The organism is Brevundimonas sp. GW821-FHT10A07, assembly GCF_059415785.1.
In genome coordinates this window covers 34,768-50,540 of the sequence record NZ_JBWKNX010000020.1, presented here as the reverse complement: position 1 = coordinate 50,540, position 15,773 = coordinate 34,768, and the positions used below count along the sequence as shown (strand labels likewise).

Genomic DNA, 15,773 nt, shown 5'->3' with positions numbered 1-15,773 from the left:
GCGTTGACGCCCGCCCCTCTGGTCATCCTCGACGAGATCGACTCGACGCTGTCGGAAGCCCGGCGGCTGGCGGAGGCGGGCGAGGTCGGCCCGAAGTGGATCATCGCGCGCCGCCAGACGGCGGGGCGTGGCCGGCGCGGCCGAAGCTGGGTGGACAAGCCCGGAAATCTGGCCGCGACCTTGCTGATCCGGGTTCATGCGTCGCCGCGCGAGGCCGCGCAGGCGACCTTCATCGCCGCCCTGGCCGTCGCCGACCTGCTGGACGTCTTCGTCTCGCCGGCCCTGGTCTCGATCAAATGGCCGAACGACGTCCTGCTGGACGGCCGCAAGGCGTGCGGCATTCTTGTCGAAAGCGGCGCGCATGCGTCCGGCGGGCTCTGGCTGGCCGTCGGGATCGGCGTCAACCTGGCCCATGCGCCCGAGGGAACCGAGAAGGCCTCGGCGGCGATCGCGGAAAGACTGCGCGAGGACCTCGCCTTCGCCCCGCCGGTCGAAGCCGCCGCCGAGATCCTGGCCGAGACCTTCGCCGTCTGGTGGGGGCGCTGGCAGACGATGGGCTTCGAGCCGGTTCTGGACGCCTGGACCAGCCGTCTGACCGGGCTGAACGGCCCGTGCACAGCGCGTCTGGACAACGAAACGATTGAGGGCCTGGCCGAGGGTGTGGAGCCTGACGGGGCCTTGCGCCTGCGCCTCGCCGACGGCTCCGTGCGATTGATTTCGGCCGGCGACGTCTTCTTCGGCAAGGCGGCCTGATGCTGCTCGCCATCGAACAGGGCAACACCAATACGCTGTTCGCCGTCCACGACGGTTCGGACTGGATCGCCCAGTGGCGCGCCGCCACCGAGGCCAGCCGCACCGCCGACGAATACGCCGTCTGGCTGAACCAGCTGATGGTCATGAAGGGGCTGGAGTTCGCCGCCCTGACCGGCTGCATCATCTCCAGCGTCGTGCCCCAGTCGATCTTCAACCTGCGCAATCTGTCGCGCCGCTATCTGAACATCGAACCCCTGGTGATCGGCGAGAACGCCCAGCTCGGCATAGAGGTGCGGATCGCCAAGCCCAGCGAGGCCGGCGCCGACCGCTTGGTCAACGCCATCGGGGCCAAGCTGGTCTATCCGGGCGACCTGATCGTCATCGACAGCGGCACGGCCACCACCTTCGACATCGTCGCCGACGACGGCGCCTTCGAAGGCGGTCTGATCGCCCCCGGCATCAATCTGTCGCTCCAGGCCCTGCACGAGGCGGCGGCCAAATTGCCGCGCATCGCCATCCAGCGCCCCGACCACGTCATCGGCAAGGGCACGGTCGAGGCCATGCAGTCCGGCGTCTTCTGGGGCTATATTTCGTTGATCGAAGGCCTAGTCGCGCGCATCAAGGCGGAATGGGCGCGGCCCATGACCGTCATCGGCACCGGCGGCGTCGCCAGCCTGTTCGAAGGCGCGACCGACAGCATCGATCACTTCGATCCCGACCTGACTATTCGCGGCCTCCTGGAAATCTGGCGTCGTAACGCCCAAATGACTGACTGAATGAAAAAGCAAAACCAAGACGAACTCGTTTTCCTGCCGCTGGGCGGCTCGGACGAGGTCGGTATGAACCTCAACGCCTATGGCTTCGGGCCAGAGGCTGATCGTGAATGGCTGATCGTCGATGTCGGCGTCACCTTCGGCGACCTGTCCACGCCCGGCGTGGACGTGATCGTGCCCGATCCTTCCTATCTGGAAGGCGAGACGATCAAGGGCATCGTCCTGACCCATGCGCACGAAGACCATATCGGCGCCCTGGGCTGGCTGTGGCCGCGCATCAAGGCGCCGATCTACGCCACCCCCTTCACCGCCTATCTGATCCGGGACAAGCTGCGCGAACGCGGCATCCTGGACGAGGTCGAGCTGATCGAGGTGCCGCTGGGCGGCACGGTCGACATCGGCTCGTTCGGCGTGACCTTCGTCAACATGAGCCACTCGATCGCCGAGCCGAGCGGCCTGGCCATCGACACCCCCCTGGGCGTGGTGTTCCACACCGGCGACTGGAAGATCGACGACCAGCCGATCATCGGCGAGAAGACCGACGCCCCCGCCATTCGCGCCATGGGCGACGAGGGCGTGCTGGCCATGGTCTGCGATTCGACCAATGTCTTCGTGCCGGGCGTCGCCGGGTCCGAGGGCGATGTGGCCGTCGCCATCACCAAACTGATCTCCAGCCTCAAGGGCCGGGTCGCCGTGGGCTGTTTCGCCTCCAACGTCGCCCGGATGGACAGCGTCATCCGCGCCGCCGAGGCCTGCGGGCGTCGCGTGTCGCTCGCCGGCCGTTCGATGCACCGGATTACGGCTGCGGCCAAACACGTCGGCATGCTGCAGGACGTCAAACCCTTCCTGTCGGACGAGGAGGCCCGCGTCTGGCCTGCCGACCAGATCCTGTATCTGTGCACCGGCAGCCAGGGCGAGGCCCGCGCGGCCCTGTCGCGCGTCGCCGACGGCACCCATCCGGTCGTCAAACTGGGCCTGGGCGACCACTGCATCTTCTCGTCGCGCCAGATTCCCGGCAACGAACTGGCCATCGGCAATCTGCAGGACCGGCTCGCGGACCGGGGCGTGCGCCTCTACACCGAGAAGGATCACCCCGGCATCCACGTCTCGGGCCACCCGTGCCGCGACGAGCTGAAGCAGATGTATGAATGGGTGCGGCCGCAGATCGCGATGCCGACCCATGGCGTGCGTCGCTTCCTGCTGGAACACGCCAATCTGGCCAAGGATATCGGCGTCAAGGAAACCGTCACCCCGCGCAACGGCGACATGGTTCGTCTGGCCCCCGGACCGGCCAAGATCATCGACGAGGTGCCGAACGGCCGCCTTTACGTCGACGGCGGCATGCTGGTGACCGAACAGGGCGAGGCCCTGAAGGAGCGTCGCCACGCCTCGACCAATGGCGTGCTGATCGTCAGCTTCGCCCTCGACAAGCGCGGCCGCATCGCCAGCGACATCGACATCCGCAGCGTCGGCCTGCCCGGCGACACCGCCACACCGCTGGGCGACGCCCTGGACAATCTGGCCGAGCGCGTCGAACAGGTGATCAAGAGCCTGAAGGGCGACGCCCTGGACGACGAAATGGTCATCGAACAGGCCGTGGCTCGCGTGCTGAAGAAGGCCAGCCAGCAGATCTGGGATCGCCGTCCGATCGTCGAGACGGTCGTCCTGCGGGTCTGACCACAAACACCCCCGTCACCCTCGGGCTTGTCCCGAGGGCCCAGCTTTCCGTCTCGCGGACAGGTGGGGTAGGGCGGGCGGCCGTGCGTCACTCCACCCGAGTTCCATGCTGAACCGTGGGCCCTCGGGACAAGCCCGAGGGTGACGGTGAAATAGGGTCGTGAAGCAACCTTGGCCGTTCACGCGCATTTTCTGCGCGCTGAAGCGGTCGGGGCATATGGTCGAAGAACACAAACCCACGCGCGTGCGCCGTCTGCTGGAACGGGTGCGCCACGCCCGTCATCCGTTGCACGGCTGGCGGCGCTGGGCCGTGATCGCAGGGCAGGGGACGGCGGGCTTCGTCGCCCTGTTCGCCGCAGTGAACGTGGCGCTCAGCCTGTCCACCTTTCGCGGCGACGAGCCGCTGTCGCGCATTGTCCATGAACTGCGCGTCCTGTGGTTCAGTCCGACGGACGGACAGCCGATGTCGCCGACCGCCTTTCCGACCGTCTATGGCCGCGACCTCGGCCCCGCGCCCGACACCGCCGCGATCCACGCCTATCTGGAGCGAGAGGCCGAGGACGGGGTCTTTCTGCTGGACCATGTGATGGTGGACCGGATCCTGAGGCTGAACGGACGGATCGACGCGCGCAGCCTGCCGTCCGGCGTCTATGTCGGCGCCCACGCCCTGGGGCCGGACGGCCTGCCGCTGGTGCCCGTGACCAAATACATGGGCCACTATCTGCTGTTCCCGCGCCACGCCTATATTCTGGTCGTGCCGCAGACGGGCCCGGCCATCGCTTTTTCCGCCAGCCAGAACGCCAAGTTCGGCGTCACGGATCACCCCGACCGTCTCTCGGCCGAGATCGCCCCCTATACGCCCGACGCCTATGACTTCCCCAGTTCGGGCGAGGCCCTGCACGAGATGACGCGGATCACCAGAGACCCAGCCCGCGTCGCCGAGGCGGTCGAGGCCCTGAAGGGCGCCCAGGCCCGGCTGGAGGCCGAGGGCCTGACCTACGGCCTGCTGGCCCCGAACTCGAACACCGCTGTCGGCTGCGTGCTGGAACGGTCGGGCTCCATCACCCAGGCGCAGCGGTCGTCCATCCTGTTGGCGTTACGCGCGCCGGGCTTCGGCGCAGCCTGCGAATAGACGTCTCGGAATCCGGCGGAGGTCCGCTATATCCCGTCCATGACCGAACGACTCTTGCTGCTGAATCCCGACTGGCATGACGACCAGGGCGGTCCCTGGTTCTGCCCGGCCGGCGCCTATGTGGAGGGCGTGCTGGCCTTCTATCCCCGGCTGCGGGACGTTCTTGATATCGTCTATCTGGACCACCCCCGGCCGCGCCCGCCGGTCATCGCCGAGGTCGGCGAGGCGCATCAGAGCTGCCCGATCCTGATCCTCGACGGCGAACTGGACTGGCCCGAGGCTCAGGTCAGCGAAACGACGGGGCGCCGCTTCCTGCAGGACCACGCCATCGCGCCCTATCTGGCGGCGCGCTACGGCGTAGGCCGGCCGCATCCCTGAGGCGCGATCGACCGCGATGTCGTGTCAGCCGAGCGTGGCCTTGCGATAGGTTTCGTTCAGTTCGAACACCTCGGCCGACACCTCGACCTTGCCGGCCGTGCGAGCCAGCGCGGCGGTCAGGATCTCCAGCACCTTTTCGCTCAGCGCGATCTTCTGCTCCGGCATGCGGCCCAGCATCAGGCCGATGCGGCAGGCCAGCATGGCGGTCTCGGGCGCGTCGTCGGCGATGACGACGTGATCCAGGGCGATCAGCCGGGTCTTGCAGGCCGACAAGGCGGCGCCGGCGATCTCGACGGCGGCCTGATGGATCTCCAGGGCGACCGGGGTCCAGTCGGCGTCGGCCAGGTGGCGGGTGTATTCCAGGGTGATCTGCGGCATGTCGGGGACTCGTCCAGAGGAGGCCGATCCTCTAGACCGGTTTCAACCGGGCGCCAAAGCCCGGACAGGAGGTCCCATGCCCATCGGCCCCATCACCATGTTCGGCATCTACATCATCGTCTGGTGGACGGTGTTGTTCGGCGTGCTGCCGCTGGGAACCTCGCGCGAGACCCACGAACCGCCGACGGACGGCGCCCAGTGGGGCGCGCCGACGACGCCGAACCTGAAGCGCAAATTCATCACCACCACCTGGGTCGCGGCCCTGGTTTGGGTCTTCGTCATGGTGCTGATCTTCACCGGATGGCTGCCCCTGCCGGACTTCTCGCGCGCGCCGGCGGTCTAATCCCCAACCCGGCCTAGCTTTCGCCCCGGTCCAGCGGCTAAAGCCTTGGTCTGTCTCTACGCCTAGGATTCCCCATCATGCGCCTGTCGCGCTTTTTCCTGCCCACGCTGAAGGAAGCCCCTTCGGACGCCCAGATTGTCTCGCACCAGCTGATGCTGCGCGCCGGCATGATCAAGCAGGAGGCCGCCGGCATCTACGCCTGGCTGCCGCTGGGTCTGCGGGTGCTGCGCAAGATCGAGCAGATCGTCCGTGAAGAGCAGCAGCGGGCCGGGGCGGTCGAACTGCTGATGCCGACCCTGCAACTGGCCGACCTGTGGCGAGAGTCTGGGCGTTACGACGCCTACGGCCCCGAGATGCTGCGCATCACCGACCGGCACGAGCGCGAACTTCTGTACGGACCGACCAACGAGGAGATGATCACCGACATCTTCCGGGCCTATGTGAAGTCCTACAAGTCGTTGCCGCTGAACCTGTTTCATATCCAGTGGAAGTTCCGCGACGAGCGCCGGCCCCGGTTCGGCGTCATGCGCGGCCGCGAGTTCCTGATGAAGGACGCCTATTCATTCGACGTGGACGAGGCCTCGGCCCGCAAGGCCTACAACCGCATGTTCGTGGCCTATCTGAACACCTTCGCCCGCATGGGTCTGAAGGCCGTGCCGATGCGCGCCGACACCGGCCCGATCGGCGGCGACCTGAGCCACGAGTTCATCGTCCTGGCCGAGACCGGCGAGAGCGCGGTCTTCTGCGACAAGGCCCTGGTCGAAATGCCGGCGCCGGGCGCGGACGTGGACTGGGACGATCTTCAGTCAATCGTTGATCAACGAACCGCGCTCTACGCCGCCACCGAGGAAATGCACGACGAAGCCCGGTTCGAGGCCGAGACCGCCGAGGGCGACCGTCTGTCGGCGCGCGGCATCGAGGTCGGCCACATCTTCTATTTCGGCACGAAATACTCGGCGCCGATGAAGGCCAAGGTCGCCGGGCCGGACGGTCAGGACGCTGAGGTCCATATGGGCAGCTACGGCGTCGGCGTGTCGCGTCTGCTGGGCGCCATCATCGAGGCCAGCCACGACGAGGGCGGCATCATCTGGCCCGACGCCGTGGCCCCGTTCGACGTGGTCGTGATCAATCTGCGGGCCAATGACGCCGCCGTCTCCGCCGCCTGCGAGGACGCGGTGGCCCAGCTGGAGAAACTGGGCAAGGACGTGCTGTACGATGACACCGACGAACGGCCGGGCGGCAAGTTCGCCACCGCCGATCTGATCGGCGTGCCGTGGCAGCTGACCATCGGTCCCAAGGGCCTGGCCGACGGCGTGGTCGAGCTGAAGCGCCGCGCCACCGGCGAGAAGGTCTCCGTCCCCCTGGCCGAAGCCATCGAAAGGTTGACTGCTTGAACCTGCCGTCCCGTCCTTCCGGCGCCTTCTCCTCGTGGGAGATCGGCCTGGCCCTCCGCTACCTGCGCGCCAAGCGCAAGGAGGGCGGGGTGGCGACCATCGCGGTGATCAGCTTCATCGGCATCATGCTGGCCGTCGCGGTGCTGATCAGCGTCATGAGCATCATGGCCGGCTTCCGCTCGGAACTGCTGGGCCGGATGCTGTCGTTCAACGGCCATATGTACGTCCAGGGGCCGGTGCTGACGTCTGAAGATCGGGACGCCGCCCTGAAGCGGATCGCCGACGTGCCCGGCGTGGTCAGCGTCACCCCGCTGAACGAGAGCCAGAGCCTGGTCCGGGTCGGCAACTTCACCACGGGCGCCATGGTGCGCGGCGTGCGGCCCCAGGACCTGGCCACCACCAAATACGTCTTCGACAGCCTGACGCCCAAGGAACGCGCCGACTTCGGCAAGGGCGCATACGGCGGCGACCGAATCCTGATGGGCGCGGCCCTGGCCAACTCCCTGGGCTTGCAGGTGGGCGATCCCGTCACCCTCTATTCGCCGACCGGCGCCGACAGCGCCTTCGGCAATCTGGGCGGTCTGGAAAAGACCTATTTCGTCGGCGGCCTGTTCCGCTCGGGCACGGCCGACTTCGACCGCGCCTTCCTGTTCATGCCGCTGGAGCAGCAGCAGTTGTTCTTCGGCAAGGAGGGGGTCTGGGACGCCATCGAGATCAAGGTCGACGACCCCGACCGCGTCGGCGAGCTGACCCCCGCCATCCGCGACGCCGCCGGCCCCGGATCGGTCATCAGCGACTGGCGCGAACGCCTGGCCGCCTTCTACGGCGCCCTGCGGGTCGAGCGGGTGGCCATGAGCATCATCCTGGGCCTGGTCGTCGCCATCGCCGCCATGAACATCATCTCCGGCATCGTCATGCTGGTGAAGAACAAGACGCGCGACATCGCCATCCTGCGCACCGTGGGCGCCAGCCCGTCGGCCATCCTGCGCATCTTCTTCATGTCCGGCGCCATGATCGGCGTGGCGGGCACCCTGGCGGGCCTCGCCCTGGGCCTGCTGTTCTGCTGGAACATCGGCACGATCCAGCACGCCATCGAGGCCGTGCTGGGCGTGCAACTGTTCAACGCCGACGTCTATCAGCTGGACGCCATCCCGGCCCTGGTCGATCCGATGGACGTGACCTGGGTCGCCCTGCTGTCCTTCAGCATGAGCTGCCTGGCCAGCCTGCCGCCGTCCTGGACGGCCTCTCGCATCGATCCTGTGGAGGCGCTCCGCTATGAGTAGGTCTCCGATCCTGTCGGTGCGCGGCCTGACCCGCACCTATGACACCGCCAACGGCGGCCTGACCGTGCTGAAGGGCGTGGATCTGGACGTCATGCCGGGCGAGATGGTCGGGCTGATCGGCCCCTCGGGCTCGGGCAAGTCCAGCCTGCTGCACGCCGCGGGACTGCTGGAAAAGCCGACCGAGGGCACCGTCGCCATCGACGGCGAAATGGTGGGCGACCTCGACGAGCGCGCCCGCACCCGCCTGCGCCTGTCGCGCATCGGCTTCGTCTATCAGTTCCACCATCTGCTGGCCGAGTTCGACGCCCGCGACAATGTCGCCCTGCCGATGCGGATCGCGGGCATGAGCCTGGCCCAGGCGCGCCGTCAGGCCGAGGAGACCCTGACGACCCTGGGGCTCGGCGAGCGGCTGACGCACCAGCCGGCGCAACTGTCGGGCGGCGAGAAGCAGCGTGTCGCCATCGCCCGGTCCCTGGCCAACAAGCCCCGCCTGCTGCTGGCCGACGAACCGACCGGCAACCTGGACCCGACCACCAGCCAGTCGGTGTTCGAATCCCTGCGCGACCTGGCCAAGACCACCGGCGTCGCCGCCCTGATCGCCACCCACAATATGGAGCTGGCCGGCCATATGGACCGCGTCTTCGCCCTGAAGGACGGCCATCTGGAAGAACGGGCGGCGGAGAGCCAGGCCTACTGAGCCAGGCCTAATGACATCTGGCGGACGCCGTCACCCAACGGCCGCGTCGCCCCAGATGGCGCGCAGCTGCTGGGGCCGGCGGCAGCCCTGGCGATAGGCCTCGTAATGAGCGCGGTTGCGGCGGGCGTAATCCTGATGCTCCGCCCCGGCGGGCCAGAACCGCTGGACCCCGACGACCGGGGTGGTGAAGCTCTTGCCCAGAACGCGCATCGCCGCATCTCGTGACGCCACAGCGGCCGCCCTCTGCTCCGCCGTGGCGAAGACCGCCGCGCGATAGGACGGCCCCTGGTCGCAGAACTGCCCGTTCGGATCGGTCGGGTCTATGGTGCGCCAGTAGCGGTCCACCAGGGCGCGATAGCTGACGACGCGGGGATCGAACGTGACCTGGACCGCCTCCATATGGCCGGTCCCGCCGCGCACCACCTGCTCATAGGTCGGGTTGGCCGTCTGGCCGCCGACGAAGCCCGACACGGCGGACCGCACCCCCGGCAGGCCGTCGAACGCCTTTTCCTCGGACCAGAAACAGCCGCCGGCGAAGACGGCCGTCTGAAGCACCGACCGGGCGGGCTGGGCCTGGGCGCCGTCGGTCTGGGGCAGGGCGGCGGTCGTCACGACGACCAGGGCGGCCGCAATCGCCGCGCCAGCCAGGAATTTCAGAGACTTGGGCATGGGGACATCTCCCTTTCTCCACAGGCATACGATGCGCCGCTGCAAATGGTTTCAGACCGTCTCGCCCCTTGGGATAAGACCGGGGTTGACGAGAACAATGAGCGAACATAGAACAAGGCAAGAACATTCATGTCTGGGGGTAAGTCGCCATGCCGCGTTTGATGAGAGATATGCTGTCGCTGGCCTCGTGCAGCGGTTTCGTCTGGATGGTCTGGACCCTGGCCATCAGCGTGACGGCCGCCTGATTTCAGACTCGCGCCACAGGGTCTGAATTCGCATTGTGTAAAATCAATCGCTTATGAGAGATTCTAGACTATCTGGACTGTGTTTTTTCGCCGTGACGGTCTGAAGCCTCTATCCACAGCGGATCGATGATCGCGCGGCCCGGCTGAAGGTTTGCGGTGTTCCGGCGGGCGGTGATGTGAGACTCGGTCCAGGATGATGCGCGGCCTCCCTTCGGAGGCGCGACAGGCGGAGGTCCAGTGAGCGAACCGGTCAACAGTCAGGGTTTTGTCCATCTGCGGGTCCGCTCGGCCTATTCGTTGCTGGAAGGCGCGATCAAGGCGGGCAAGCTGGGCAAGCTGGCGGCGGACGCGGGCATGCCGGCCGTGGCCATCGCCGACCGGACCAATCTGTTCGGCGCGCTGGAGTTCAGCCAGTACACCCGTGACGCCGGGGTCCAGCCCATCATCGCCTGCGCCCTGCCGGTGTTCGGCATCGGCGGACACCAGGCCGTGCGCTGGGCCAAGACCCCGACCGTGGTCCTGCTGGTCCAGAACGAGGCCGGGTGGCGCAACCTGTGCGCCCTGTCGTCCTCGGCCTATCTGGACGCGGGCGAAATGGCCGAACCGGGCGTGGCCTGGGACCAGGTCGTGGCGCGGTCCGAGGGGCTGATCCTGTTGTCGGGCGGCCCCGACGGTCCGGTCGATCCCCTGTTCGCCCAGGGCAAGACGGGCGAGGGGGCGGCCGCCCTGGCGACGATGAAGTCCGCCTTCGGCGACCGCTTCTATGTCGAGCTGCAGCGTCACGGGCTGGAGGACGAAAAGCGGGCCGAGCCCGGTCTGGTCGAATGGGCCTACGCCCACGAGACGCCCCTGGTCGCGACCAATGACGTCTATTACGCCAAGGCGGCCCAGGCCAAGTCGCACGACGCCCTGTTGTGCATCGCCGACGGCGCCTTCACCGGCCAGGAAGACCGCCGCCGCATCACCGGCGAACACTGGTTCAAGTCGGCCGAGGCGATGCGCGACCTGTTCGCCGACCTGCCCGAGGCCTGCGACAACACCATCGACATCGCCCGGCGCTGCGCCTTCCTGGTCAACACCCATGCGCCCATCCTGCCGCGGTTCGACACCGGGGCAGGGCGATCCGAGGCCGACGAACTGGCGCACCAGGCGCGCGAGGGGCTGAAGGTCCGCCTTGGCCAGATCACCCCCGCCGTGCCCGAGGCGGAATACTGGAGCCGGCTGGAATGGGAGGTCGGCATCATCCAGCAGATGGGCTTCCCCGGCTATTTCCTGATCGTGTCCGACTTCATCAAATGGGCCAAGGAGCACGGCATCCCGGTGGGGCCGGGGCGGGGCTCGGGGGCCGGCTCTCTGGTCGCCTGGTCCTTGACCATCACCGACCTCGACCCGCTGCGGTTCGGCCTGCTGTTCGAGCGGTTCCTGAACCCCGAACGGGTCTCCATGCCCGACTTCGACATCGACTTCTGCCAGGAGCGGCGCGAAGAGGTGATCGACTATGTGCAGGACCGCTACGGCAAGGACCGGGTGGCCCAGATCATCACCTTCGGCACCCTGCAGGCGCGGGCCGTGCTGCGCGACGTGGGCCGGGTGCTGCAGATGCCGCTGGGCCAGGTGGACCGGCTCTGCAAGATGGTGCCGAACAACCCGGCCAATCCCGTCACCCTGGCCCAGGCCATCGACCTGGAGCCGCGCCTGAAGGAAGCCAGGGACGCCGAACCTGCGGTCCGCACCCTGCTGGAGACGGCGCTGGAGCTGGAGGGGCTGTACCGCAACGCCTCGACCCACGCCGCCGGCATCGTCATCGGCGACCGGCCTCTGGTCGAACTGGTGCCCCTGTACCAGGATCCGCGCTCGACCATTCCGGCCTCCCAGTTCAACATGAAATGGGTCGAGCCGGCGGGTCTGGTGAAGTTCGACTTCCTGGGCCTGAAGACCCTGACCGTGCTGGATCGCGCGCGCGGCTATCTGGAACGGCGCGGCGCGGCGCAGGACTGGAACGGCCTGCCGCTGGACGACGCTCGCACCTATGAGCTGATGGCCTCGGGCCAGACCGTCGGGGTGTTCCAGCTGGAATCCCAGGGCATGCGCGACACCCTGCGCAAGATGCGCTGCGGCTCGATCGAGGAGATCACCGCCCTGATCTCGCTGTATCGGCCGGGGCCGATGGAGATGATCGACACCTATATCGACCGGAAGTTCGGTCGGGCCGAGGTCGATTATCTGCACCCCAGCCTGAAAGAGGTGCTGACCGAGACCTACGGGGTCATCATCTACCAGGAACAGGTGATGAAGATCGCCCAGATCCTGGCGGGCTACAGCCTGGGCGAGGCCGACCTGCTGCGTCGCGCCATGGGCAAGAAGAAGAAGGAGGAGATGGACTTCCAGCGGGCGCGCTTCGTCAAGGGCGCGCTGGAGAAGACCGTCCCCGAGGCCCAGTCCGGCTCGATTTTCGACCTGGTGGCCAAGTTCGCCGGCTATGGCTTCAACAAGTCGCACGCCGCCGCCTACGCCCTGATCTCGTTCCAGACCGGCTGGCTGAAGGCCAATCATCCGGTCGAGTTCTTCGCCGCCTCGATGAGTCTGGACCTGTCGAACACCGACAAGCTGGCGGTCTTCTATCAGGACGCCAAACGGTTCGACGTGCCGGTGCTGCCGCCCGATCTGAACCGGTCCTCGGCGGACTTCGACGTGGCCTGGGACGACAGTCGTGGGGTGGTCCTCTACGCCCTGGGCGCCATCCGCAACGTCGGGCTCGAGGCGATGAAACACGTCATCGAGGTGCGCGAGACCGGCGGTCGTTTCGCCGACATCTTCGACTTCCTGGAACGGGTCGATCCGCGCAGCGTCAACAAACGGGCGCTGGAAGGCCTGGCCAAGGCCGGCGCCTTCGACAGCATCCACCCCAACCGCCGCCAGCTGGTCGAACAGGCCGACGTCCTGATGGCCTATTGCCAGAGCGTGGCGGCCGAACGCGCCTCGTCCCAGGTCTCCCTGTTCGGCGGGGATCAGGCCCATGTCGGCCGGCCGCGGCTGAAGAGCGTCGAGCCCTGGGTCGGGCCCGAGCGGCTGGACCATGAGCTGTCGGCCGTCGGCTTCTATCTGTCCGGCCACCCGCTGGACGAGATGACCTCGGCCCTGAAACGCAAGCGCGTCACCTTCGTCGCCGAGGCGATTCCCCTGGCGGAATCGGGCCACGAGGCCTTCCAGATGGCCGGGGTGGTGCGCCGCAAGCAGGAACGCGCCAGCGCCCGCACCGGCGAGAAATTCGCCTTCGTCACCTTCTCGGATCCGACCGGCGAGTTCGAATGCCTGTTCCCGCCCGAACAGCTGCGCAAATGCCGTGAGGTGCTGGAGCCCGGCGCCTCGGTCATGGTGCGGGTCCGCGCCAAGGCCTCCGAAGGCGAGGTGCGGTTTTTCGGCGACGACGCCAGCCAGATGGACAATCTGCTGGATGACGCCAACATCGGACTGCGCATCCATGTCTCGGCCCGCATCGCCGACGCCGAGGCCCTGAAGGCCCGGCTGGAACGCGCCCGCTCCGGCGCCATCGGCAAGGGCGGCGAAATCTCCCTGGTAGCCTCGCTGGAAGGCCGTCAGGAGGTCGAGGTCAAGCTTCCCGGCCGCTACCGGCTGGACGGCGCCCTGCGCGGCGCCCTGAAGTCGGCCCCGGGCGTCCTGATGCTGGAGGAGGCGTGATGACCGCGCTGTCCCACGCCGCCGGAACCTTCGAGGTCAAGATCACGCCGGTCGCGCCCGAGCCGGACGCGCCTGCCGACGCCCCCGCCGACGTCCACGGCCGAATGAAGCTCGCCAAGACCTTCCACGGCGATCTTGAAGGAACCGGCGTGGGGGAGATGCTGGGGGTCATGGCCGGCCAGTCCGGCGCCTATGTCGCCATGGAGCGGGTGACGGGCGTGCTGAACGGTCGCCAGGGCGGTTTCTCCATGGTCCATCGCGGCGTCATGAACGCGGGGTCGCAGGAGCTTCTGATCACCATCGTGCCGGGCTCAGGCAGTGGTGATCTGGCGGGAGTAAGCGGGGTCTTCCACCTGACCATCGCCGACGGGGAGCATCGTTATGTCCTGGACTACAGCCTGCCTGAATGACGCTCCGACGGTCGGTTGCATATGGTCAAGCTGTTGGAATTGCGGAACCGCCTGAGCCGTGAAGGGTTGGTTCAGTCTAAAAGGGAGACTGTTCCAATGAAAAATCTCGTTCTCGCCGGCGTCGCTTCGGTCGCTTTGCTCGGCGCCTGCAATCAGGGCGGCGACACCGCAGCCCAGAACGCCGACGAAGCCGTCAATGCGACCCAGGACGCCGCTTCCGGCGTCGTCGGCCAGACCTCCGCCGCCACCATGGGCGCCAACACCGTCGAGGGCTTCGTCACCAGCCTTGCGGTCGGCAACATGTATGAAATCGAGGCCGCAAAGGTCGCCGCCGCCAAATCGACCAACGCCGACGTCAAGGCCCTGGCGGCCATGATCGACAAGGATCATACGGCGGCGGGCGAGAAGATGACCTCGGTCGTCGCGACGGCGGCTCCGAACGTCACGGTTCCCACCACGCTGGACGAACGTCGCCAGGGGCTGATCGACAATCTGAAGGCCGCTACGCCGGCTGATTTCGACAAGGTCTATCTGGAGCAGCAGGTCGCCGCTCATAACGAGACCCTGACCCTGCTGAACGGTTTCGACGACAACACCGACGCCCCGGCCCTGGCCGGTCTGGCCCGGGAGCTGATCCCGACCATCACGGCCCACCGCGATCGCGCCCAGGCCCTGATGGATGCGATGAACTAAGGCGACGAATTTCGCCCATGACAGGCGGTCCCGAAAGGGGCCGCCTTCTGTGTTTTGTCAGGCGGCGCTTGCTATTCGGGCCTATCCCGCCTACATGGCCCCCGCATTTCGCAACGCGGGCGAGGCGCGTTTCGGGGAGACATCCCGATCCGCTCCATTCCGAGGGTCTTGTGACCTTTAATCCCCCGCGCCACGTTTGATCGGAAAAAGGACTGAACGATCATGGCTCTGCCTGAATTCTCGATGCGCACCCTGCTTGAAGCGGGCGCCCACTTCGGCCACCAGACGCACCGGTGGAACCCGAAGATGGACCGCTACATCTTCGGCTCGCGCTCGAACATCCACATCATCGACCTGTCGCAGACGATGCCGCTGTTCCACCAGGCTCTGGTGGCCGTGCGCGACGTCGCCGCCAAGGGCGGCCGCGTCCTGTTCGTCGGCACCAAGCGCCAGGCCTCCGAGCCGGTCGCCGAAGCCGCCAAGCGCTGCGCCCAGTACTACATGAACAACCGTTGGCTGGGCGGCACCCTGACCAACTGGCGCACCGTCTCGGGCTCGATCGCCCGTCTGCGTGAACTGGAAGGCATCCTCGAGAACGGCGGCGAAGGCCGCGTCAAGAAGGAACTGCTGAACCTGCAGCGCGAGAAGGACAAGCTGGAGCTGTCGCTGGGCGGCATCAAGGACATGGGTTCGATCCCGGACATCATGTTCGTGATCGACACCAACAAGGAAGCGATCGCGATCCAGGAAGCCCGCAAGCTGAACATCCCGATCATCGCCATCCTGGACACCAACTCGGACCCGGACGGCATCACCTATCCGGTCCCCGGCAACGACGACGCCGCCCGCGCCATCCAGACCTACTGCGACCTGATCGCCGACGCGGTCCTGGACGGTCTGGCCGCCGGCGCCTCGGCCTCGGGCGTGGACCTGGGTGCTGCGATCAATCCGGAAGAGCCCATGCTGCGTGAAGCCTCGACCCCGGTCGAAGCCGACGCCGCTCCGGCCGGCACGGAAGACGTCGCCGCTGAACTGGTCGCCGCCGCTGAACCGGCTGTCGCCGATGAAGCTGCTCAGGCCGCCACTTCGGAAGCGAACGACGCCGTCGAAACCGAGAAGGCCACGGGCTGATCGCCCGACGGCCCTCCTTTTGACGCTACGCTTGCCGCGCGGCGGCTCGCTACTTGAGCGTCAATCCGAAGGCTGTGCGTTGAACTGACACACGGCCGGGCTAAATCAGCCCGGCCGT

The 15,773-nt window shown here is 67.1% G+C and carries 15 protein-coding genes; 13 read left to right on the top strand and 2 right to left on the bottom strand.

Annotation, left to right across the window (positions count from 1 at the left end; genetic code table 11):
* Nucleotides 1-3 precede the first annotated feature (3 nt).
* The 5 genes from AC07NC_RS15090 to AC07NC_RS15070 all read left to right on the top strand — a co-directional run bounded on the left by AC07NC_RS15090 (nt 4) and on the right by AC07NC_RS15070 (nt 4,713).
* A complete protein-coding gene (locus AC07NC_RS15090; protein ID WP_008261559.1) occupies nt 4-753 on the top strand; it encodes a biotin--[acetyl-CoA-carboxylase] ligase in 750 nt (249 codons plus the stop codon).
* Nucleotides 750-1,529, top strand: a complete 780-nt coding sequence (locus AC07NC_RS15085; RefSeq protein ID WP_040349588.1) for a type III pantothenate kinase — start codon at nt 750-752, stop codon at nt 1,527-1,529. The genes AC07NC_RS15090 and AC07NC_RS15085 overlap by 4 nt, the downstream gene beginning before the upstream one ends.
* Nucleotides 1,530-3,203 carry a ribonuclease J gene (locus AC07NC_RS15080; RefSeq protein WP_494570019.1) on the top strand — a complete coding sequence of 558 codons (1,674 nt, stop codon included), beginning with the start codon at nt 1,530-1,532 and terminating at the stop codon, nt 3,201-3,203.
* A gap of 217 nt (nt 3,204-3,420) precedes the next feature.
* Complete coding sequence (locus AC07NC_RS15075; protein WP_494570018.1) at nt 3,421-4,335, top strand: hypothetical protein; 915 nt, start codon at nt 3,421-3,423, stop codon at nt 4,333-4,335.
* A 39-nt stretch (nt 4,336-4,374) separates the two neighbouring features.
* Nucleotides 4,375-4,713, top strand: coding sequence for a DUF3088 family protein (locus AC07NC_RS15070; protein WP_494570017.1), 339 nt, complete (start codon nt 4,375-4,377; stop codon nt 4,711-4,713).
* Nucleotides 4,714-4,737: 24 nt separating this feature from the next.
* On the opposite strand, the gene AC07NC_RS15065 is transcribed toward AC07NC_RS15070, so the two are convergent.
* Nucleotides 4,738-5,091, bottom strand: coding sequence for a 5-carboxymethyl-2-hydroxymuconate Delta-isomerase (locus tag AC07NC_RS15065; protein ID WP_494570016.1), 354 nt, complete (start codon nt 5,089-5,091; stop codon nt 4,738-4,740).
* Between the two features lie 76 nt (nt 5,092-5,167).
* Between AC07NC_RS15065 and AC07NC_RS15060 the strand changes: the two genes are divergently transcribed.
* From AC07NC_RS15060 to AC07NC_RS15045, 4 genes are all read left to right on the top strand, one after another.
* The gene (locus tag AC07NC_RS15060) at nt 5,168-5,434 is read left to right on the top strand and encodes a DUF1467 family protein (protein ID WP_008259708.1); all 267 of its coding nucleotides are present in this window, start codon (nt 5,168-5,170) and stop codon (nt 5,432-5,434) included.
* A 77-nt stretch (nt 5,435-5,511) separates the two neighbouring features.
* Nucleotides 5,512-6,828 carry a proline--tRNA ligase gene (proS, locus tag AC07NC_RS15055; RefSeq protein WP_372705726.1) on the top strand — a complete coding sequence of 439 codons (1,317 nt, stop codon included), beginning with the start codon at nt 5,512-5,514 and terminating at the stop codon, nt 6,826-6,828.
* On the top strand, nt 6,825-8,111 hold the full coding sequence (locus AC07NC_RS15050) for a lipoprotein-releasing ABC transporter permease subunit (RefSeq protein WP_494570015.1): 1,287 nt from the start codon (nt 6,825-6,827) through the stop codon (nt 8,109-8,111). Before proS ends, AC07NC_RS15050 begins: the two co-directional genes overlap by 4 nt.
* Nucleotides 8,104-8,808 carry an ABC transporter ATP-binding protein gene (locus AC07NC_RS15045; protein ID WP_494570014.1) on the top strand — a complete coding sequence of 235 codons (705 nt, stop codon included), beginning with the start codon at nt 8,104-8,106 and terminating at the stop codon, nt 8,806-8,808. Before AC07NC_RS15050 ends, AC07NC_RS15045 begins: the two co-directional genes overlap by 8 nt.
* Before the next feature lie 30 nt (nt 8,809-8,838).
* Here AC07NC_RS15045 and msrA read toward each other — a convergent pair whose 3' ends face one another.
* A complete protein-coding gene (gene msrA / locus AC07NC_RS15040; RefSeq protein WP_494570013.1) occupies nt 8,839-9,477 on the bottom strand; it encodes a peptide-methionine (S)-S-oxide reductase MsrA in 639 nt (212 codons plus the stop codon).
* Between the two features lie 482 nt (nt 9,478-9,959).
* Here msrA and dnaE point away from each other — a divergent pair, with 482 nt between their 5' ends.
* From dnaE to rpsB, 4 genes are all read left to right on the top strand, one after another.
* On the top strand, nt 9,960-13,421 hold the full coding sequence (gene dnaE, locus AC07NC_RS15035; RefSeq protein ID WP_494570012.1) for a DNA polymerase III subunit alpha: 3,462 nt from the start codon (nt 9,960-9,962) through the stop codon (nt 13,419-13,421).
* Complete coding sequence (locus AC07NC_RS15030) at nt 13,421-13,831, top strand: DUF3224 domain-containing protein (RefSeq protein WP_494570011.1); 411 nt, start codon at nt 13,421-13,423, stop codon at nt 13,829-13,831. The genes dnaE and AC07NC_RS15030 overlap by 1 nt, the downstream gene beginning before the upstream one ends.
* A 96-nt stretch (nt 13,832-13,927) precedes the next feature.
* Nucleotides 13,928-14,524, top strand: coding sequence for a DUF4142 domain-containing protein (locus AC07NC_RS15025; protein WP_494570010.1), 597 nt, complete (start codon nt 13,928-13,930; stop codon nt 14,522-14,524).
* A 222-nt stretch (nt 14,525-14,746) separates the two neighbouring features.
* Complete coding sequence (rpsB, locus tag AC07NC_RS15020) at nt 14,747-15,655, top strand: 30S ribosomal protein S2 (protein WP_008264289.1); 909 nt, start codon at nt 14,747-14,749, stop codon at nt 15,653-15,655.
* Nucleotides 15,656-15,773 lie beyond the last annotated feature (118 nt).